Origin of the sequence: Microvirga mediterraneensis (genome assembly GCF_013520865.1) — a bacterium.
Taxonomy (GTDB): domain Bacteria; phylum Pseudomonadota; class Alphaproteobacteria; order Rhizobiales; family Beijerinckiaceae; genus Microvirga; species Microvirga mediterraneensis.
On sequence record NZ_JACDXJ010000001.1, the window covers coordinates 1239231 to 1258755 of the forward strand.

The window sequence follows — 19525 nt, forward strand, 5'->3', positions numbered from 1 at the left end:
GGATCATGCTTCAGCTGACGCGGTCCTGCGGACGGTCGGCGCCCCACATCTTCTCGAGGTTGTAGAAGCCACGGACCTCGGGACGGAAAACGTGGATGAGCACGTCGCCGGCATCGATCAGCACCCAGTCGCAGGCGGGCAGGCCCTCGACGCGCGCGTTTCCGAACCCCTTGTCCTTGAGGTCCTTGACCACGCGTTCGGCGATCGCACCCACATGGCGATCGGAACGACCCGATGTCACGATCATGGTGTCGGCGAGCGAGGTCTTTCCGGCCAGGTCGATCTCGACCGTGTTCTCGGCCTTCATGTCCTCGAGGGAAGCCAGGGCAACGGCCCGGATGTCCTCATCGTGCGGAGCGTTCGCTCCGGAGAGAGGCGGAAGCGGGTTCTTGTCCGCTTCGGCGGAAGATAGTCGGTTCAGGTTCAGACCCTTTCTCAACGGCACGCGATGGTGCCGATCCATAAGATAATGTGGGAAGGCCCCATTTTTCAACGTCCTCGGAGAGAGGAAGTTCGTCTCAACTGGCGCAGCTGGGTGGACGAAAGGTGCGAGCGGGGCCCATGCAGGAAGACCCAGGCCGGCGGCGGAAGCCCTGCCAGGGCAGGGGCCTCGGTCTCGCTGATCCGGCTGGAAGACAGGGCCGTGGCGCTTCGGGAACGGGTGGCTTTCAGGGTCCAGCCCGGCCGGTCGATCACCGCCATGGGCATCATCCCGGCGATGCGCCGCCAGCCGCGCCAGCGATGGAAGCTCGCCAGATTGTCCGCCCCCATGATCCAGACGAAGCGAACGCCCGGATAGCGGCGCTTGAGATAAGCCAGGGTGTCCACCGTGTAGCGGGCCCCGATCTCTTCCTCGAATGCGGTCACGTCGATGCGGGGATCGTCGGAAACCTGCCGAGCCTCCTCCACGCGCATGGCGGTCGTCGCCAGTTCGCCGGTATCTTTCAGGGGATTGCCCGGGGTGACGATCCACCAGACCCGGTCGAGCCCGAGCCGCTTCAGGGCCATGCGGCTCACGTGGCGGTGGCCGGCATGGGCCGGGTTGAACGAACCCCCGTACAATCCGACCCGCATGCCGGGGGCGATCCGCGGCAGACGGGGCAGGCCCGAGGGCCTTATACGGAAGCGGGACAGGCTCAGTTTCACGGACGGGTCTGGCCCGTGCCGCGAATGCGGTACTTGAACGACGTCAGCTGCTCCACACCGACCGGGCCGCGGGCATGCATGCGGCCCGTGGCGATGCCGATCTCGGCGCCGAACCCGAACTCGCCGCCATCGGCGAACTGGGTCGAAGCATTGTGGAGCACGATGGCCGAATCGACCTCGGCCAGGAAGCGCTCGGCGGCTTCCTCGTCGTCCGTGACGATGGAATCCGTGTGATGGGAGCCGTAGGTCTCGATATGCGCGAGCGCGGCATCGAGATCCTCCACGACCCGGGCCGAGATGATGGCGTCGAGATATTCGGTGCGCCAATCCTCCTCGCTGGCCGGAGCGGCACGCGAATCGGCCGCCTGGACGGACTCGTCGCCGCGCACGGCGCAGCCTGCGTCGAGCAGCATGGACACGAGGGGCTCGAGATGCGTGCCCGCGCAGGCCCGGTCCACCAGCAGGGTTTCGGCGGAGCCGCAGACGCCCGTGCGGCGCATCTTGGCGTTCAGCACGATCGTCTTGGCCATGTCCAGATCGGCGGCGCCATGCACGTAAACGTGGTTGAGCCCTTCGAGATGGGCGAAGACCGGCACCCGCGCTTCTTCCTGGACCCGTGCCACGAGGCTCTTGCCGCCGCGGGGCACGATCACGTCGAGATTGCCGTCAAGGCCCGAGAGCATGGCGCCCACGGCGGCCCGGTCCCGGGTCGGCACGAGACGGATCGCATCGGCGGGCAGGCCCGCCACTTCCAGCCCTTCGCCCATGGCCTCCGCAATGGCGGAGGAGGTGCGGAAGCTCTCCGAACCGGCCCGCAAGATCGCGGCATTGCCGGCCTTGAGGCACAGCGCCCCCGCATCGGCCGTCACGTTGGGGCGGCTCTCGAAGATCACGCCGATCACCCCGAGCGGCGTCGCCACCCGCTCGATCTCCAGGCCGTTGGGCCGCTCGAACCGGGCGAGCACGCGACCCACCGGATCGGGCAGGTCCGCGATGCTCTCGACGGCCTGTGCGATCGCTTCGAGCCGCTCCGGGTCGAGGATGAGGCGATCGATGAAGGCGGAGGTCTGGCCCTTGGCCTTCGCATCCGCCAGATCCTCTGCATTAGCGGCCAGGATTGCGTCGGTGCGGGACCGGATGCGGGCCGCCATGGCCCGCAGGGCCGCGTTCTTGTCCTCGGTGCCGGCCAGCGCCACCCGCCGGGACGCCTTGCGGGCGCGGCGGCCGAGATCGCCCATGAGAACCTGGATGGCTCCGCCTTCGGTCATCGTGAGATCGTCCATGATCCGTCTGCTTCCTTACGCTCCCCCGCGCATGTCATCGGGCGTCGTCGCCGATCGCCAGAGCCATGTCGTCCCGGTGAATCATCTCGGTCCGGCCGGGATAGCCGAGGATTCCCTCGATCTCGCGGCTCGGGCGCCCAATGATGCGCGCCGCATCCTCCGCGTCGTAGGCCACGAGGCCCCGGCCGAGCACGCGGCTTTCGCTGCGGATCGTCACCGCATCGCCGCGACGGAAGGCACCCTCGATCCGGCGCACGCCCACCGGCAGCAGGCTCGCGCCGCCCTGGAGCGCGCGCTCCGCGCCCTCGTCCACGTAGAGCGTGCCGCGCGGCTCGAGCGCTCCAGCGATCCAGGTCTTGCGCGCGGTGGCGGGATTGGACGGGGTGAGGAACCACGTGCAGCGCCCGCCCTCGGCCACGCGCTTCAGAGGGTTCTTGGCGCGCCCGTCGGCGATGATCATGTGCGTGCCGCCGGCCGTGGCGATCTTGCCCGCCTCGACCTTGGTGCGCATGCCGCCCCGCGACAGCTCGGAGGCGGCCCCGCCGGCCATGGCCTCGATGGCGGGCGTGATGCGCTCGACCACCGGAATGTGCTCGGCCTTCGGGTCGGATGCGGGCGGCGCCGTGTAGAGTCCGTCGATGTCGGAGAAAAGGACCAGAAGGTCGGCGCCGATCATGGTGGCGACGCGCGCGGCCAGGCGGTCGTTGTCGCCGTAGCGGATCTCGGAGGTCGCGACCGTGTCGTTCTCGTTGATCACGGGCACGGCCCGCATCTCGAGCAGCTTCAGGGTCGTGGCCCGGGCGTTGAGGTAGCGGCGGCGCTGCTCCGTATCGGCGAGCGTCACCAGGATCTGGCCCGCCGTGATGCCGTGATGCGCCAGCACCTCCGACCAGGTGCGCGCGAGCGCGATCTGCCCCACGGCGGCGGCGGCCTGACTTTCCTCCAGCCGCAGCGGCCCGGAGGGAAGCCCCAGCACGGTCCGTCCCATGGCGATGGCGCCCGAGGAGACGACGAGAACGTCGGCGCCCTGCGCATGAAGGTCGGCGATATCCTCTGCCAGCGCCGCCAGCCAGGCGTGGTTCAGCCGTCCCCGGGCCCGGTCGACCAGCAGCGCGGAGCCGACCTTGAGGACCACACGGCGGAATTGGCGAAGATCGGGGCTCACGGATGCCACTCTTCCTGGGGGCTGGCAGGCTCGTCCTCGGTCTTGGCCTGGTCGATCACGGTGAGGAGCGCCTGAAGCACCTCCTGCACGCCCTGGCCCGACGCGGAGGAGATCACGTAAGGTGTCTGCTTGGAGGCCTTCTTGAGCTTCTTCAGCTGGTCTTTGAGCGTGTCCTCGTCGAGGGCGTCGGCCTTGGAGAGGGCGACGATCTCGGGCTTGTCGGACAGCCCATGGCCGTAGGCCTCGATCTCATGGCGGACGGTCCTGTAGGCCTCGCCCGCATCCTCGCTGGTGCCTTCCACCAGATGCAGCAGCACCCGGCAGCGCTCCACGTGGCTCAGGAACTTGTCGCCGAGGCCCACGCCCTCGGAGGCGCCTTCGATCAGGCCCGGAATGTCCGCCAGCACGAATTCGCGGCCATAGGCGCGCACGACCCCGAGACCCGGATGGAGCGTTGTGAAGGGATAATCGGCGATCTTCGGCTTCGCCGCGGTGGTCGTCGCCAGGAAGGTCGACTTGCCCGCATTGGGAAGCCCGACGAGGCCGGCATCGGCGATCAGCTTGAGCCGCAGGATGAGCGTGCGCTCCTCACCCTCCTGGCCCGGATTGGCCCGGCGCGGTGCGCGGTTGGTCGAGGTGGTGAAATAGGCGTTGCCGAAGCCGCCGTTGCCGCCCTTCGCCAGAAGCACCTTCTGCCCCACATGGGTCATATCGGCGATGACGGTCTCGCCGTCCTCCTCCAGGATTTCGGTGCCGGCCGGGACCTTGAGGACCGCATCGGCCCCCTTGGCGCCGGCCCGGTTCTTGCCCATGCCGTGGCCGCCGGTCTTGGCCTTGAAATGCTGCTGGTAGCGATAGTCGATCAGGGTGTTCAGCCCCTCGACGCATTCCGCCCACACGTCGCCGCCGCGGCCGCCGTCGCCGCCGTCCGGCCCGCCGAACTCGATGAACTTTTCTCGGCGAAACGACACGGCGCCGCCGCCGCCATTGCCGGAGCGAATATAGATCTTGGCTTGGTCGAGAAATTTCATAACCCGCATCCTTTACGGGACTGGAGCATTTTTCGCAAAAGCCGATCGGCCCTGCGGTTAAAAAATGCTCCCGTCCATAGGATGGCGCGGGAGCAGCGCAGACAAGCGGGAAGCGCTCCTCAGATGGCGGAAGCGCTTCCCTGTTTTTCAGCTCGCGAGAGACATCTCCCGGTCCACCTCGACCTCGACCGAGATGGGCTCGCGGACGAAGCCGGTGTGGCTCCAGCTCTTGAGGCTCTCCCAGGCCCGCCGGTCGAGGCGGAAATGGTCGGCCGGGTAAAGTCCGCCCCGGGCCGGCAGCTCGACGAGACCCGCGCCCTGATAGGCGAAGCCGCATTTCTCCAGAACCCGCCGGGAGGCCGGGTTGATGACCCGGGCCGATGCGGTGAGCTCGTCCCCCTCGCCATAGGCGAAGAAGGCGTCAATCAGCGCACGGGCTGCCTCGGTGGCGTAGCCCTTGCCCCAGTAGGGCGTGCCGAGCCAGTAGCCCAGCTCGGGCTTGCCCGTGTCCGGACCTGGACCGATGCCGACCATGCCGATGAGGCTGTTGGGCTTGCCCTTGGGCGTGATGGCGAGCTGCAGGCCCTGGCCGTCCGCATTGGACCGCCGGGACATGAAGATAAATCGCTCGGCATCGTCCGGGTGATACGGATGCGGAATTCGCGCCGTCATCTCCGCGACCGATTTCTCACCGGCGAGGCGTACGATGGCTTGGGCGTCCGCGAGGCGAGCCCAGCGCAGCCACAGGCCGCGGGTCTCGAGGCGGAAAACATCGTCACGGGTGAGGTCGGGAAACATCGTCTTGCTCCGATCCGTTGGGCCCTCCCTGGGCCCGAGAAATGACGAAGGGGAGGTGGACATCCCACCTCCCCTGTCGATTTCGGATCGGAGCTTGGCCTTTTAGGGCCTGTCTGGAGCTCTGAACCCGCCGGGTCGGTGTGATGCCGGCAGGAGCTCCTTCGTTTCGCTCTTGCCGTTTACTCTGCGGCCTCTTGGGCCGGTACAACCGATACGAAAGCTCGGCCTTGACGCGTAAGGAATCGGACTCGGCCATTGGCCGTGGCAAAGAGGGTGTGGTCTTTGCCCATGCCGACATTGGCGCCGGCATGCCATTTCGTGCCACGCTGACGAATAATGATGTTGCCGGCGACAACCTGCTGATCGCCGAACTTCTTGACGCCCAGACGACGGCCTGCGGAGTCGCGGCCGTTGCGAGACGAACCGCCTGCTTTTTTGTGAGCCATGGGTTACTCCCGTGTTCCTGTGTGATGCCTGCGCTTATTCAGCGGTGGCCGGCGCAGCTTCGTCAGCCGCAGCCTTGGTGGTCTTCTTGGCCGCAGCCTTCTTGGGCTTCGCGCCGCCGGCGAGGATCTCGGTGATCCGCACCACGGTGTAATCCTGGCGATGCCCGCGCTTGCGGCGCGAATTCTGGCGACGGCGCTTCTTGAAGGAGATGACCTTCTCGCCGCGGGTATGTTCCACCACCTCGCCCGCCACGGTCACGCCCTCGACGAGGGGGGCGCCCACCTGGGTCGAGCCGTCGTTCGTGACCATGAGAACCTGGTCGAAGGTGACGGCGGTGCCAGGCTCGCCTGCGAGCGTGGCGACGGTGATGACGTCGTTGGCGGCAACGCGATACTGCTTGCCGCCGGTCTTGATCACTGCGAACATCTTGATCCTCGTGTTCAAACCCAATTCTCAGCGGGGAGAGCCCCGTTGGATTGGCTTTTTGGCAGTTTCCGGCTTCGGTTCACGGCAGCCTGCGCTGCCGCATGGATATGAGCAGGCACTCGTGCCCGTTCATAGAGGACGCCTACCTACGGGCCGTCCTTGCATTTGTCAATCAAAAACCTTGCTTTTGGTGCTTGAAGACCCGCCAAGCCCGTGATATCCACCCGGCCTCAACCAGCGGGCCCGACGGCCTTCGCACCCCGGAGAGGTGGCAGAGTGGTTGAATGCACCGCACTCGAAATGCGGCATACGGGCAACCGTATCGGGAGTTCGAATCTCCCCCTCTCCGCCAACATCCCCTAGAAAGCCTTTGTTTACGCCAAGTTGAAGCCCGGCTTGGGTTTGCGGCTGCCATCCTGGTACAAAAGGGTGGTACAAAGGTCATGCGCGTGGCAAGCCCCTGGAAGCATCCCGACACTGGCATCTACTACTTCCGCCGCGGCGTTCCCGAAGCGCTGCGTCCGCTCGTCGGCAAGCGCGAGGAGAAGGTCAGCCTGGAGACCCGCGACTGGCGCGAGGCCGGTCCGCGGCACGCCGTGGTGGCCGCCGAAGTCTCAGCCCGGTGGGAGCGCCTCAGACAGGCGGCGGCGCCAAAGCCGCTCGTCAGGCTCACCCACAAGGAGGTCGTAGCCCTTGCAGGCGAGGTCTACCGCCGCCGGGTCGCGGCGCACGAGGCAGATCCCGGCGGCCCCGACCGCTGGCGGGACGAGTTGCTCATGGATGGCCTCTCTCATTCGCCCAAGGCACGGCCCGTCGATCGCTTTCTGGCCCGGCAGTTGCACCGTCCAGCGGTCGAGACCATCCTGGCCGAGCGCGGGATTGAGGTCGATGCAGCCGGTATGGCGACCCTCATCCGCTTGGCAGCCGAGGCTGTGGAGCAGGCGGACGAGCGCCTCCTGCGGGCAGCACAGGGCGACTATTCCCCTGACCCTCGCGAGGCGCGCTTCCCGCCTTTAGGCGCTCCTCAGGCCAGTCTGGTCTCATCCTGTGTGCCGTTCGAGTCGGCCTGGGAGGCTTACCTCGCCGAGAGAAAACCTGCTGCGGGGACAGCGAAGAGCTACCGCGGCGCGATGCGCAACCTGCTAGCCTTTGTTGGCACCGACGATATCGCTCGAGTGACCGAAGCCGACGTGCGACGCTGGAAGGCTCACCTGATCGAGCGCGGCCTCGATCCCAAGACGATCAAGGAGTCGAAGCTCGCCGCCGTCAAATCCTTCTACGGCTGGGCTGTGCATGAGAAGAAGGTCGAGGCGAACCCTGCGGCTGACGTCCGGATGAAGGTTCCCAAGAAGCCGAAGCTCCGCGAGCGCGAGTTCAACGAGCAGGAGCAGAAGCTGATTCTCTCAGCGACCTTTGCCCAGCCTAGCCGACTGATCTCGCCCGAGCACGCAGCCGCCCGCCGCTGGGTGCCGTGGCTGTGCGCCTATGGTGGAGCGCGCGTCAACGAGATGACCCAGCTCAGGGGTCAGGACATCTATGAGGAGGACGGCGTCTGGGTGATGCGGATCACGCCGGAGGCCGGCACCGTGAAGACGGGGGTCGCCCGCATCGTGCCGCTCCACCCGCACCTCATCGAGCAGGGCTTTCTCACGTTCGTCCGATCCCGGGGCAAGGGGCCGCTGTTCTACTCCCCGGCGCGCCAGCGGGGCGGCTCGGCCGAGAACCCAACCTATGTGCGCATGGGCCAGAAGCTGGCCGAGTGGGTGCGAGGGCTCGGCGTGGACGATCCCAACGTTGATCCGAACCATGGCTGGCGACACCTGTTCAAGACGCGCGGCCGGGCAGCCGGCATTGCGTCGGACAAGCTCGATGCGCTGCAGGGGCATGCCGCCGGCAGCGTGGGCGCCAAGTACGGCTCCTATCCCGCGAAGGTGCTGATGCAGGAGATCGCCAAGCTGCCCCGCTTCGACGTGACGCCCACCCAATCCACTGATCGGCGCCGCAGCGGAGTGAGGGGCGTCGTGCAGGCTGCATCGCAAGAGACAGCATGAACGTTGGCGTGACTTAACTCTTTGTTAACCTTGTCCGACAGTTCCCACCATCCTTCGTGGCGGTAGGGCTAGCTTGACGGACAAGGGCACCCTATCCTTACAGCATCCGGGGCACCCGCCTCGGTGGTGATCGGATGCCGCAAGCGGCTGCCAGCAGGGAATTGCAGTCCCCGCCAGCAGCCTGGCCATCCCGGTCCCCTGCTCGTGACAGGAGAATCAAGATGGTTACCTCCATCTCTAGCGGAGTCGTGCTCGCACGCAACTCCCAACCCATCCCCGCATCGCTCGTAATCGGCGACACCGTCGCCCCCGTCCTGCCCGAGCTCCGCCCGGCAGGTGACCTCGACATCGCGCCCCAGCCCGGCTTCGCGCTCGCCGCGGACCCGCAGGTCTCCCCCGCCGTTGCCGCCTTTGTGCTGGCCATCCTCGCCGAGGTCGAGCACGCCTCGCTCGATGAGCTGTGCGCCTGCCTGCCCTGGCACCCGCAGCCCGCCGCCGTCATCCTGGCGCTCGTGCGCGCCGGCCACTTGCGGCTCGACCTGACGCGGCCCCTCTCGGGCACAACCCAGGTCTGGCACGCGGCAGCGTAAAACCCTCTCCCCTCCTTGCGCCTGAACTGCCGGCGGGCTGCGCCCGTCGGTCACCCTCCGCCTTTGTCCTTGTCCTGCCCGCCGTGCGCTGTGCGCCGGCGTACCCTGGAGCTTGCCCATGCGCCTCAACCGCTTCGAGGTCACCTTCCCCGTGCCCAACGCCTGCATCGCCGTCTTCACCAGCAAGGTCTGCCGCGTCGAGGTCATCCGCGCCCGCTGGTCCGACCTGCCCCTGCTCCTGCGCCACCCCTTGCTCAAGCAGGCCGCGACCTACCTGTTGGGCGGCATCGACCCGCTCACGGGCGAGTTCCGCCTCTACAATGGCGAAGGCGGCAAGCTCCCGTGCCGCCTGCCCGACCACCGCCGCAACCCTGAGCGCGCCTTTGTCGAGACCATCTACATCCTCACCAGCGACGCCTTCGACAAAACGGATGTCGTCTACCTGCAGGAGCGCCTCAGCACTCTGATCCGCCAGGCCGGCACCGCCCGCCTCGTCCAGGGCTGCGGGCCAACCTCGCAGCCGATCAGTGCCGCCAAGGCAGAAGAACTCGACATGGTGCTCCACTTCGGCCTGCAGTTGCTCGAGCACGCCGGCTGCCGCGGCCTGGAGGCGCTGCCCTGCGTCCTGCCGCGCCTGCGGGTCGCCTGACGCCTGCCAGGGCAGCGGGAGCCCGGCTCCCCTCTGCCTGCCCTGCCCTCCAATCTTGCACGCAGTGAGATCACGCCGTGGCTAAACACCCCTATGCTAAAGTGACAGGCGCCGCACGCCCGCCAAGCCGTCTGGAGGCGCTGCGCCGGCCGCCCACGCACGACGAGGAGATTGCGCTTGAAGACCTTGCGGGCGCGGTGACGCCGTGCGGCAAGGCCCCGGCAACCCTGCCGCGCCTGCTCGAGCTCGTGCTCACCCCAGATCTCGAGCCGTATGTGATGAAGCCGGAGATCGCCAGGATGATCTCGCAGGGTGTGCCGGCACTCGCCGAGGCGGCCCAGGAGTGGGCCGGTGGCGGCGGTGACGGCGAGAGCCTGTCGCAGCTACTCTCCGAGCGGGCGGTGGAGCGGGATGCACCGGGACTGGCACGCCTATCGGACGAGGTGGCATTCCTGACGCTGGCCACGACGCGTGAGCGCGGCGCCTCCGCTTTCTCCCGCACCATGGTGAGCCGGATCGGCGAGGCCTGTGAGCGGCTCGACCCGCTCTCAGTCGATCCGCTCATGCTGGAGCGACTGCGCCGGGTGGTGCTGTGCTGGCAGGCCTGGGCCGGCGGCGCGGGCGGGCTGCATGCCGCGTTCGTGGATGCGCACCGCATCGTATGCGATCTGGCGGCGGGGCTTGAGCCCGAGCCGCAGGCGCAGAGCGAGAACCCGGACGAGGCGCCCTCGCCCGTGCCGGAGACCAGGGAGGAGCCTGCCGTCACTCCAGCTGATCCCAGGCTATCGCGCATCGTGCTGCCGGCGCTGCCGCTGGCCGGCTCGCGCGAGGCAAGGCAGGCGCTCGATGCTTTCGAGGCGATCGAGGCGCTACCCCTGCCGCTGGCGCCGGTGCCGGATCTCGCCGCCGTCAGAGCCCGCCTGCTGCGGCAGCTGCCGCACTGGGAGAGCATCATCGATGCCGTTCTGCGCCAGGTGGGCACGCGACCCTATGCCCAGCTGCGGCTGCTGCTCGTCGGCCCGCCCGGAGTGGCCAAGACCTATGGCGCGAGTGTTCTAATGGATACGCTGGGCATCCCGCATCGGGTGGTCGACTGCGGCTCGCTCTCGGATGCAATGGTCATGGGCTCGTCCAGAAAATGGTCGAACGGGGCGCCGGGCAGCCTTTGGGATCTCGTCCTGGCGCATCGGGTGGCCAACCCGGGGCTGGTGTTCGATGAGATCGAGAAGGCGGGCGGCTCGAACCGGAACGGTGACATCAGGAGGTCCCTGCTGGGCCTGCTCGAGCCTCAACGGGCAGCAGCCCTGCTCGATCCCTACCTGGAGGTGCCGGTCGACCTCTCCGGGGTGAGCGTGATCCTGACGGCGAACTCTCTCCATGGCTTGTCGCGCCCGCTGCTCGACCGGTTGCAGGTGGTCGCGGTGCAAACGCCCGGACCGGAGCACCTGGAGCCTCTGGCCTCGTCGCTGCTGCGCACGGTCTACCGGGAGTGCACGGGCGATGAGCGTTGGGCTGACCCGCTCACAGGAGGTGAGATCGACCTGCTGCGCCGCTACTGGCGTGCCGGCTCGATCCGCAGCCTGCGCTGCCTCGTCGAGCAGGTGATCAGCACGCGCGAGACGTTCATGACCCGGCACTGATGCGATCTCGGATCGCCAGACCAACACGCTCCACGGCAGCCATCACGGCTGCTGTGGTTCAAGGAGCGCCTTGAGCTTGATCTGAGCATCAGTACTCATGGCGAACGACGAACCTCGGATCTGTTGTCAATGCCGTTTGAATCGTCCCCAGAAGCGCCGAAGTAAATTTCCCCACTTGTGCCGGCTACGTCCCCAGGGGCATCGGACCACTTTTCGGAGGTCGGCCTCGCCGGCGCAGCACCGGCGCCGGATCGGGCGGCGTAATCAGCGCCTTCGAGCGTACATGCTCGGGCATCAATTCGGCGTGCTGCCGCAGGCGGTAACTTGAGCCCTCGATCTGGATCACCACCGCATGATGCAGAAGCCGATCCAGCAGGGCCGTGGCTACCACAGGATCGCCAAACACCTCGCCCCATTCCGCAAATCCGCGGTTCGAGGTCAGGATCATCGCCCCGCGCTCGTAGCGGGCATTGACCAGCTGGAAGAACAGGTTGCCGCCCCCAGACACCACCGGCAGATAGCCGATCTCGTCCACAATCAGCAGCGCGGGCCGGCAGAAGAACCGGATCCGCTCCGCCAGACGCCCCTCGCGCTCGGCACGCGCGAGCAGGCCGATCAGATCCGCCAGCGTACAGAAGTACACGCTCCGGCCGGCCTTGACCGCCTCCACTCCCAGCGCCGTGGCCAGGTGGCTGTCCCGACGCAACGGGCATGACACCATAGTCCTGCGTGCCATCCTACTACTTCGTGGCTGGCGATGGGGCATTGGTCTGCCCCCCTCGACCCTATACAATCGGTTGCGGCACGGACCCGCGGCATCTCGGGGCTAGGTGCCAACAGACGGCGGAGGGCGGACGCCCCCGCATCCGATCGGGGGCGTCCGGCGAGGAAGAGCGGCCCATGACCGACCCGCAGACCGACACTTACTTCCTGGCAGGAATCCTGCTGCGCTTTCTCGTCCGTGACCCGGCTGCCGGGTACTGCCTGGTCGAGGGGCTGGTCGCGCCAGGGGCCGGCCCGCCGCCTAACCGGCACCCCGGCGACGACGAGGCCTTCTACGTCCTCGACGGCACGTTCGAGTTCGGCATCGGCGGCGAGACCCGCGTCGCCACGGCAGGCGACTTCGTCAGGATCCCGCGGGGCGAGGTGCACACCTTCCGCAACGTCGGCCCGGCTCCGGCGCGGACGCTGATCCTCAATGCACCGGGCACCGCCCACGTCGGGTTCTTCTCGCAGGCCGGGCAGCCCATGCCGCCGGGAACCAGCGATCTGCCGTCTCCGTCAGGGCCGCCGGACGTCGCCCGCCTGCTCGAGATCGGGCGGCGGAACGGCATCGAGTTCCTGGTGCCGCAGCACTGATGCCGAAGAGATCCCGCCGCGACCGGGCGGCCTGATCCAGGGCGGAGCGCCAGTGGCCCGTTGCGTTCCCGGGAACCGCGGGTCAAGGGGACCGCCCGTCATGAGGCCTCCTGCCTCCGCCCGTCCGCACTCCGCCTCGCGCGCCGCCGGGCCGGACGGCGCGTGGCGCCGGTCCCTTGTCAAGGCAAAGGCCCGGCCATAGTTATGCGCCGGATTCGTCCATCGGGTTCCCACTGCGAATGCCATCAGTTCAGACCGTCTCCCCGCCGGACAGGGCGGACGCGACCGATTTCGAGTTCCTGGGCGACAGCGAGATGGGCCGGCGAACGCTGGGCCATGACTGGTCGCGCACGCCGCTCGGGCCGATCGCCACATGGCCCCTGAGCCTGAAGACCACGGTCGGCATCGTCCTGCGCTCGCCGGTGCCCATCGTCCTGCTCTGGGGACCTGACGGCGTCATGATCTACAACGATGCCTACTCGGGCTTCGCCGGCGGTCGTCACCCGCTCCTGTTTGGTTCGAAGGTGCGCGAGGGCTGGCCCGAGGTCGCCGACTTCAACGACAACGTGATGAAGGTGGGCTTGAGCGGCGGTACCCTGTCCTACCGCGACCAGGAACTCACACTCCACCGCAAGGGGGTTCCCGAGCAGGTCTGGATGAACCTCGACTACAGCCCGGTCCTGGATGAGAGCGGCCGGCCGGCGGGCGTGCTCGCGGTGGTGGTGGAGACCACGGAACGGGTGCTGGCCCAGCGGGCGCTGGCAAGGACCCAGGAGCGCCTGTCCCATGCGCTGAATGCTGCGGGCATGGTGGGCATCTACGACTGGCACATCCAGACCGACACCTTCTACTCGGACGCACGCTTCGCGGCGCTGTTCTCGGTCGATCCCGATAAGGGTGAGATAGGTGCCCCGATCGCCGAGTACTTCGGGGGGATCCACCCCGACGACCGGGAGAGGATCGGCGAGGCGGTCAATCAGACGATCGCAACCGGCTGCAAGTACGTGCAGGAGTACCGCCTGCTCCAACGGGACGGCACCACCCGCTGGATCGATGCGCGCGGGGAGTGCCTGTACGATGGCGACGGCAAGCCGTGGCGCTTCATCGGCACCGTGGTCGACATCACCGAGCGCAAGCGGGTCGAGGACCGGCTCGCCGAGACCTCGCGGCGGCTCGACGCGATCCTGAACAACACCAAGATGGCGGTGTTCATGATGGATGAGCGCCAGCAGTGCGTCTACATGAACAAGTCCGCCGAGGACCTGACCGGCTACACGCTCGCCGAGACCCGGGGCCGCCCCCTTCACGACGTCGTCCACCACACCCGTCCCGACGGCTCGCCCTATCCCCTGTGCGAATGCCCGATCGACCAGGCGCTCCCGGAGAACAACCAGGAGCAGGGCGAGGAGATCTTCGTCCACAAGGACGGCAGCTTCTATCCCGTGGCGTTCACCGCCAGCCCGATCCGGGACGAGGCCGGGCGGCCCATCGGCACCGTGATCGAGGCGCGCAACATCGAGGAGGAGCTGCGCGCCAGGGCCGCGCTCGAGGCGTTCAACGCGACCCTGGAGCAGCGCGTGACGGATGCCATCGCCGAACGGGAAAAGGTCGAATCCCTGCTGCGTCAGTCACAGAGGATGGAGGCGCTGGGCCAACTCACGGGCGGCGTTGCCCATGACTTCAACAACCTGCTCCAGGTGATCAGCGGCAACCTGCAACTGCTGACGAAGGACGTCGCCGGCAACGAGCGCGCCGAGGCGCGGGTGCAGAACGCGCTCGCCGGCGTCTCACGCGGCTCCAAGCTCGCCTCCCAGCTTCTGGCGTTCGGACGGCGCCAACCACTGGAGCCCAAGGTCGTCAATGTCGGTCGCTTCATCAAGGGCATGGACGACATGCTCCGGCGTGCGCTCGGCGAGGAGATCGAGGTCGAGACCGTGGTCTCGGGGGGTTGTGGAACACGCAGATCGATCCGGGCCAGATCGAGAACGCCATCCTGAATCTGGCCATCAATGCCCGGGACGCCATGGACGGCCGCGGCCGCCTGACCATCGAGGCGGGCAACGCCCTGCTCGACGACCGCTATGCCCTCCAGCATGATGTGGCGGCGGGCCAGTACGTCATGCTAGCCGTGACCGACACCGGCAGCGGCATCCCGCCCGAGATCCTGGAGCGGGTCTTCGATCCCTTCTTCAGCACCAAGCCGGAGGGCAAGGGCACGGGTCTAGGCCTGTCGATGGTCTACGGCTTCGTCAAGCAGTCCGGCGGCCACATCAAGATCTACAGCGAGGTCGGCCAGGGCACGACGGTCAAAATCTACTTGCCGCGGGTGCACGAGCAGGAGGATGTCCTGACCGACCTGCGCGCCGCGCCGGTGCGGGGCGGAACCGAGACGATCCTGGTGGTGGAGGATGACGACGAGGTCCGCGAGACCGCGGTCGCGCTCCTGTCGGACCTCGGCTACCGCGTGCTCAAGGCGCGCGATGCCACGAGCGCCTTGAGCATCATCGAGAGCGGGCTGGAGATCGACCTTCTGTTCACCGACGTGGTCATGCCGGGCCCGTTGCGCAGCCCTGAACTGGCCCGCAAGGCGCGGCTGCGCCTGCCGCACATCGCGGTGCTGTTCACCTCCGGGTACACCGAGAACGCCATCGTGCACGGCGGCCGCCTCGATCCTGGCGTCGAGCTTCTGCCGAAGCCGTATTCGCGCGAGGACCTGGCGCGCAAGATTCGCCATGTCCTGGCCAACCAGCAGCAGCGCAACCGCGCCGCATCCGCGCCTGCCACCCATGCCGAGGCGGCAACGACGAAGGTCGCGAACATCGCGCACTGGACGGTGCTGCTGGTGGAGGACGACGACCTCATTCGGGGCAGCACGGCCGAGATGCTGGCGGAACTCGGCCATACGGTTCTGGAGGCCGGGGATGCGGCATCGGCCCTGAGGCTGCTCGAAACCAAGTCCGTCGAACTCCTGGTTGCCGATGTCGGGCTTCCCGATGTTTCGGGAACCGAACTGGCACGGCGCGCCCTAAGGATGCGGCCGGGTTTGGGCGTCGTCTTCGCCACCGGGGACGAGGCCGTATCGGCCGAGCCGGATCTGGCGACCGCGGTCGTCTTGGTCAAACCCTACGCCGGGGAGGACCTTGCGCAGGCCCTGGCTTCCGCCGTCGCAAAAGCGAAGCTGGACGCGGCGGAGTGATCCGCTGCCATCGCCAAGCAGGGTCGGCCATTCCGCAGCCGGCAGTCATGATGCCCCACGAGGCCGCATCCGGGTCGGACGGAGTTGTTGGATGTCCGTGCTGAGTGGGTTGCGCCTCCTCCTGGTGGAAGACGAGAGCCATGTGGCCATGCTGGTCGAGGACATGCTGGCCGGCACGGGCTGCCAGGTCGTGGCGGGCGCGGCCAGGGGTCTCCGAGACCTTGGAGCTGATCGAGGCGACGGACCTCGATGCAGCCGTGCTCGACGTCAACGTCGCCGGCGAGAAGGTCTTCGCCGTTGCGGAGTGGCTGCGGAATCGAAAGTTCCCTTTCGTGTTCGCGACGGGGTATGGGGCCGAGGGGGTGCGCGAGGACCTGCGTGCCCATGCGGTGATCCCCAAGCCGTTCCCGCAGCCGCAGCCCCAAAAGGCCTTGATCAGGGCGACCGGCCGTTCATGATGGGCGCCGAACGGCTCGCGCAGGCACCCTCCGGCCCCTTGCATCACGCCGGCATTCCGAGAGGACTGAGCCGATGGTGTGCCACAGGGAATGGGGTTGCTCCAGCACGGCCATGTTCTAGGTATCCGGGCGCTCTGCCATCGACGCCGGAACGGGCGTGCACTTCGGCTGACAAATGCGGGACATGACACGTGGAGACTCCGAGCATCCTCGCCTCTCGAGGTGACGACACTGCCGAAAGGAACACCCCGTAATGTACGGCAGGCCCGACCATGACGCAGCCCTGGAGTTTGTCTCGGGCGGCGGGCGCCTGGGAGCGTTGATCCGCGCCCATGACTGGGCGGCCACCCCGCTTGGCCCGCCCCAGGCCTGGTCGCAGACGCTCAGGACGCTGGTCAGCGTCATGCTCGGCTCCTCCCAGCCGATGTTCATCGCCTGGGGGCCCGAGCGCACCCTGCTCTACAATGACGCGTACGCCGAGATCCTGGCCAACAAGCATCCGGGTGCGCTCGGCCGCGATTTCCTGGAGGTCTGGTCCGAGATCCGCGACGATCTCGTCCCCATCGTCGAGCAGGCCTATGCCGGCGAGCCCGTCCACATGGACGACATCACCCTGTTCATGATGCGACGCGGCTTCCGCGAGGAGGCCCACTTCGCCTTCTCCTATACGCCCATTCGGGACGAGACCGGCGCGGTGGCCGGCATCCTCTGCCCCTGCATCGAGACCACGGCCCAGGTGATGGCCGAGCGGCGCCAGGCAGCCGAGAAGGCGCGCCAGCAGCGCCTGTTCGAGCAGGCGCCTGGCTTCATCACCGTCCTCACCGGACCCGACCACGTGTTCGAGTTCGTCAACCAGGCCTATGCGCGGCTGTTCGGGGACCGGGACTATGTCGGCAGGACCGTGCGCGAGGTGTTCCCGGAGCTCGAGGGCCAGGGCTTCTTCGAGTGGCTGGACCAAGTCTATGAGACCGGGCAGCGGTTCGTGGCCAACCATGTCCCGGCCCGCCTGAAAGCCTCGCCCGAAGCACCCGCACGGGAACTCGTTCTCGACTTCATCTATGAACCGGTGATCGACGAGACTGGCATCATCGGCATCTTCTGCGAGGGTCACGACGTCACCGAGACCCACCTTGCCCAGCAGGCGCTTGCCCGGGAGAAGGAGCGCCTGGAGATCCTCAACCGCATCGGCTCGCAGCTTGCCTCGGAACTCGACCTCGACACCCTGGTCCAGGCCGCCACCGATGCCGGCGTGGCCCTGACCGGGGCGCAGTTCGGCGCGTTCTTCTACAACGTCGTGAACCACCAGGGAGAGAGCTACATGCTCTATTCCCTCTCAGGGGTGGCGCGCGAGGCCTTCTCCCGGTTCCCGATGCCGCGCAACACGGCCGTGTTCCACCCGACCTTCGCGGGCGAAGGCATGATCCGGTCGGACGACATCCTGAAGGATCCGCGCTACGGCAGGAACGATCCTCATTACGGCATGCCCAAGGGTCACCTCCCCGTTCGCAGCTATCTCGCCGTACCGGTCATCTCCCGCTCCGGAGAGGTTCTGGGTGGCCTCTTCTTCGGCCATGAGAGGCCGGGCGTGTTCACGGACGAGCACGAGAACCTGCTGGCCGGCATTGCCGGGCAGGCGGCGATCGCCATCGACAACGCCCGACTGTTCCGGGCCTCGCAGCACGAGATCGCGGAGCGCACGCGGGCCGAGGAGGCGTTGCGGGATCTCAACCAGTCGCTGGAGGCCCGCGTGGCGGAGCGCACCGCCGAGCGTGACCGGGTCTGGAGGAACTCGCGCGACCTTCTCGTCGTCATCGGCGCCGACGGGATCTTCCGGGCCGTGAACCCCGCCTGGACCGAAATCCTCGGGCACGCTCCGGGGGAGGTGGTCGGGCGTTCGTTCCTCGACTTCATCTGGCCCGAGGATGCCGCCCGCAGCCAGGGCGCGCTCGATGACGCGGCGGCCAGCCGGGACCTGACGAACTTCGAGGATCGCTACACGCACAAGGATGGCACGCCGCGCTGGATCTCCTGGCGCACGTCAGCCGAAGGCGGTCTCGTCTACGCCTATGGCCGCGACGTCACGGCCGAGAGGCGGCAAACGGAGACGTTGCGGCAGACCGAGGAGGCGCTGCGGCAGGCGCAGAAGATGGAGGCCGTGGGCCAGCTCACCGGCGGCATCGCCCACGACTTCAACAACCTGCTCACCGGCATCGTCGGCTCGCTCGACCTGATGCAGACCCGCATTGCCCAAGGGCGCACGGAGGCGGTGGAGCGCTACGCCAAGGCGGCCATGAGCTCGGCCCAGCGGGCGGCCGCCCTCACGCACCGCCTGCTCGCCTTCGCGCGCCGGCAGCCGCTGGCGCCCAAAGCGGTCGATACGAACAAGCTCGTGGTCTCGATGGAGGACCTGCTCCGCCGCACCCTCGGCGAAGCCATCCGGATCGAGTTCGTCACGGCCGGCGGGCTCTGGCTGACGCGCTGCGACCCCCACCAGCTCGAGAGCGCCATCCTCAACCTTGCCATCAATGCGCGTGATGCCATGCCGGATGGCGGCAGGCTCACCATCGAGACCTGCAACACCCACCTCGACCGCGCCTACGCGGCTCTGCACCCGGGGGTGCGCCCCGGCCAGTACGTCTGCGTCGCGGTCACCGACACGGGCACCGGCATGCCGCCCGACGTGATCGAGCGCGCCTTCGAGCCGTTCTTCACCACCAAGCCGCTCGGCCAGGGAACCGGGCTCGGCCTGTCGATGATTTACGGCTTCGCGCAGCAGTCGGAGGGTCATGCCCGGATCTATTCGGAGGTGGGCCGGGGCACCACGGTCAAGATCTACCTGCCGCGCTTCAACGGGGCGGTGGAGGACGAGGCGGGACCGGCCGGGCTGGCGGACGCGCCGCGGTCGGAAGCGGGCGAGACGGTGCTCGTCGTCGAGGACGAGCCGGTGGTGCGCGATCTCATCGTCGACGTGCTCAAGGATCTCGGGTATCGGGCCCTGGAGGCTGTCGACGGACCGTCGGGCCTCAAGCTGCTGGAATCCTCGCGGCGGATCGACCTTCTCGTGACGGATGTCGGGCTCCCGGGGATCAACGGACGCCAGCTCGCGGATAGGGCCCGCGAGCAACGTCCCGATCTCAAGATCCTGTTCATCACCGGCTACGCGGAGAACGCGGCCGTGGCGAGCGGTTTCCTTGCCCCGGGCATGGAGATGATCACCAAGCCCTTTGCCGTGGAAGCGCTCGCGATCCGCATCCGCGAGATCATCGAGCGGTGAGGCAACCGGCCG

General features: G+C 67.6%; 15 protein-coding genes, 1 tRNA gene and 3 pseudogenes. 10 read left to right on the top strand and 9 right to left on the bottom strand.

All coding sequences use genetic code 11. The features are described 5' to 3' along the window. Positions 1 to 10: 10 nt before the first annotated feature. The 8 genes from rsfS to rplU all read right to left on the bottom strand — a co-directional run bounded on the left by rsfS (position 11) and on the right by rplU (position 6296). Positions 11 to 493 carry a ribosome silencing factor gene (gene rsfS, locus H0S73_RS05830; RefSeq protein WP_181051277.1) on the bottom strand — a complete coding sequence of 161 codons (483 nt, stop codon included), beginning with the start codon at positions 491 to 493 and terminating at the stop codon, positions 11 to 13. Next, positions 490 to 1146, bottom strand: coding sequence for a nicotinate-nucleotide adenylyltransferase (locus H0S73_RS05835; protein ID WP_181051278.1), 657 nt, complete (start codon positions 1144 to 1146; stop codon positions 490 to 492). Before H0S73_RS05835 ends, rsfS begins: the two co-directional genes overlap by 4 nt. Then, entirely contained in the window at positions 1143 to 2429 is a 1287-nt protein-coding gene (locus H0S73_RS05840) for a glutamate-5-semialdehyde dehydrogenase (protein WP_181051279.1), read from the bottom strand. Before H0S73_RS05840 ends, H0S73_RS05835 begins: the two co-directional genes overlap by 4 nt. 34 nt (positions 2430 to 2463) lie before the next feature. After that, the gene (proB, locus tag H0S73_RS05845; protein ID WP_181051280.1) at positions 2464 to 3594 is read right to left on the bottom strand and encodes a glutamate 5-kinase; all 1131 of its coding nucleotides are present in this window, start codon (positions 3592 to 3594) and stop codon (positions 2464 to 2466) included. Continuing rightward, positions 3591 to 4625 carry a GTPase ObgE gene (gene obgE / locus H0S73_RS05850; protein ID WP_181051281.1) on the bottom strand — a complete coding sequence of 345 codons (1035 nt, stop codon included), beginning with the start codon at positions 4623 to 4625 and terminating at the stop codon, positions 3591 to 3593. Before obgE ends, proB begins: the two co-directional genes overlap by 4 nt. Before the next feature lie 147 nt (positions 4626 to 4772). Further along, positions 4773 to 5423 carry a GNAT family N-acetyltransferase gene (locus H0S73_RS05855; protein WP_181051282.1) on the bottom strand — a complete coding sequence of 217 codons (651 nt, stop codon included), beginning with the start codon at positions 5421 to 5423 and terminating at the stop codon, positions 4773 to 4775. Positions 5424 to 5602: 179 nt separating this feature from the next. Then, the gene (rpmA, locus tag H0S73_RS05860) at positions 5603 to 5869 is read right to left on the bottom strand and encodes a 50S ribosomal protein L27 (RefSeq protein ID WP_181051283.1); all 267 of its coding nucleotides are present in this window, start codon (positions 5867 to 5869) and stop codon (positions 5603 to 5605) included. A gap of 34 nt (positions 5870 to 5903) precedes the next feature. Beyond that, a complete protein-coding gene (rplU, locus tag H0S73_RS05865) occupies positions 5904 to 6296 on the bottom strand; it encodes a 50S ribosomal protein L21 (RefSeq protein ID WP_009763278.1) in 393 nt (130 codons plus the stop codon). A gap of 262 nt (positions 6297 to 6558) precedes the next feature. Between rplU and H0S73_RS05870 the strand changes: the two genes are divergently transcribed. The 5 genes from H0S73_RS05870 (at position 6559) to H0S73_RS26060 (ending at position 11226) form a co-directional block, all read left to right on the top strand. Further along, a tRNA-Ser gene (locus H0S73_RS05870) sits at positions 6559 to 6648 on the top strand. A gap of 97 nt (positions 6649 to 6745) precedes the next feature. After that, the gene (locus tag H0S73_RS05875) at positions 6746 to 8347 is read left to right on the top strand and encodes a DUF6538 domain-containing protein (RefSeq protein ID WP_181051284.1); all 1602 of its coding nucleotides are present in this window, start codon (positions 6746 to 6748) and stop codon (positions 8345 to 8347) included. A gap of 221 nt (positions 8348 to 8568) precedes the next feature. Then, a complete protein-coding gene (locus H0S73_RS05880) occupies positions 8569 to 8937 on the top strand; it encodes a hypothetical protein (protein WP_181051285.1) in 369 nt (122 codons plus the stop codon). A 118-nt stretch (positions 8938 to 9055) separates the two neighbouring features. Then, positions 9056 to 9586, top strand: a complete 531-nt coding sequence (locus tag H0S73_RS05885) for a GIY-YIG nuclease family protein (RefSeq protein WP_181051286.1) — start codon at positions 9056 to 9058, stop codon at positions 9584 to 9586. A gap of 197 nt (positions 9587 to 9783) precedes the next feature. Continuing rightward, positions 9784 to 11226 carry an AAA family ATPase gene (locus tag H0S73_RS26060; protein WP_181051287.1) on the top strand — a complete coding sequence of 481 codons (1443 nt, stop codon included), beginning with the start codon at positions 9784 to 9786 and terminating at the stop codon, positions 11224 to 11226. 184 nt (positions 11227 to 11410) lie between these two features. On the opposite strand, the pseudogene H0S73_RS05895 reads toward H0S73_RS26060, so the two are convergent. Further along, positions 11411 to 11920: pseudogene (locus H0S73_RS05895) on the bottom strand (ATP-binding protein); the annotation flags it as partial. Positions 11921 to 12126: 206 nt separating this feature from the next. Here H0S73_RS05895 and H0S73_RS05900 point away from each other — a divergent pair. From H0S73_RS05900 to H0S73_RS05915, 5 genes and pseudogenes are all read left to right on the top strand, one after another. Further along, positions 12127 to 12585, top strand: coding sequence for a cupin domain-containing protein (locus H0S73_RS05900; RefSeq protein ID WP_181051288.1), 459 nt, complete (start codon positions 12127 to 12129; stop codon positions 12583 to 12585). 458 nt (positions 12586 to 13043) lie between these two features. Continuing rightward, positions 13044 to 13703, top strand: a pseudogene (locus H0S73_RS26320) (PAS domain-containing protein); the annotation flags it as partial. Positions 13704 to 13784: 81 nt separating this feature from the next. Beyond that, positions 13785 to 15781 (top strand): annotated as a pseudogene (locus H0S73_RS26325) (response regulator). Positions 15782 to 16002: 221 nt separating this feature from the next. Next, positions 16003 to 16239, top strand: a complete 237-nt coding sequence (locus H0S73_RS25505; RefSeq protein ID WP_202049777.1) for a response regulator — start codon at positions 16003 to 16005, stop codon at positions 16237 to 16239. Between the two features lie 253 nt (positions 16240 to 16492). Next, positions 16493 to 19513: a PAS domain-containing protein gene (locus H0S73_RS05915; protein WP_181051289.1), complete on the top strand. Its 3021-nt coding sequence runs from the start codon at positions 16493 to 16495 to the stop codon at positions 19511 to 19513. Positions 19514 to 19525: the final 12 nt, after the last annotated feature.

Excerpts from the sequence above, each read along its gene's own strand:
- H0S73_RS05840 (WP_181051279.1), bottom strand. The coding sequence starts at position 2,429 with ATGGACGATCTCACGATGACCGAAGGCGGAGCCATCCAGGTTCTCATG.
- obgE (WP_181051281.1), bottom strand. The coding sequence starts at position 4,625 with ATGAAATTTCTCGACCAAGCCAAGATCTATATTCGCTCCGGCAATGGC.
- H0S73_RS05855 (WP_181051282.1), bottom strand. The coding sequence starts at position 5,423 with ATGTTTCCCGACCTCACCCGTGACGATGTTTTCCGCCTCGAGACCCGC.
- rpmA (WP_181051283.1), bottom strand. The coding sequence starts at position 5,869 with ATGGCTCACAAAAAAGCAGGCGGTTCGTCTCGCAACGGCCGCGACTCC.
- rplU (WP_009763278.1), bottom strand. The coding sequence starts at position 6,296 with ATGTTCGCAGTGATCAAGACCGGCGGCAAGCAGTATCGCGTTGCCGCC.
- H0S73_RS05880 (WP_181051285.1), top strand. The coding sequence starts at position 8,569 with ATGGTTACCTCCATCTCTAGCGGAGTCGTGCTCGCACGCAACTCCCAA.
- H0S73_RS05885 (WP_181051286.1), top strand. The coding sequence starts at position 9,056 with ATGCGCCTCAACCGCTTCGAGGTCACCTTCCCCGTGCCCAACGCCTGC.
- H0S73_RS05900 (WP_181051288.1), top strand. The coding sequence starts at position 12,127 with ATGACCGACCCGCAGACCGACACTTACTTCCTGGCAGGAATCCTGCTG.
- H0S73_RS05915 (WP_181051289.1), top strand. The coding sequence starts at position 16,493 with ATGTACGGCAGGCCCGACCATGACGCAGCCCTGGAGTTTGTCTCGGGC.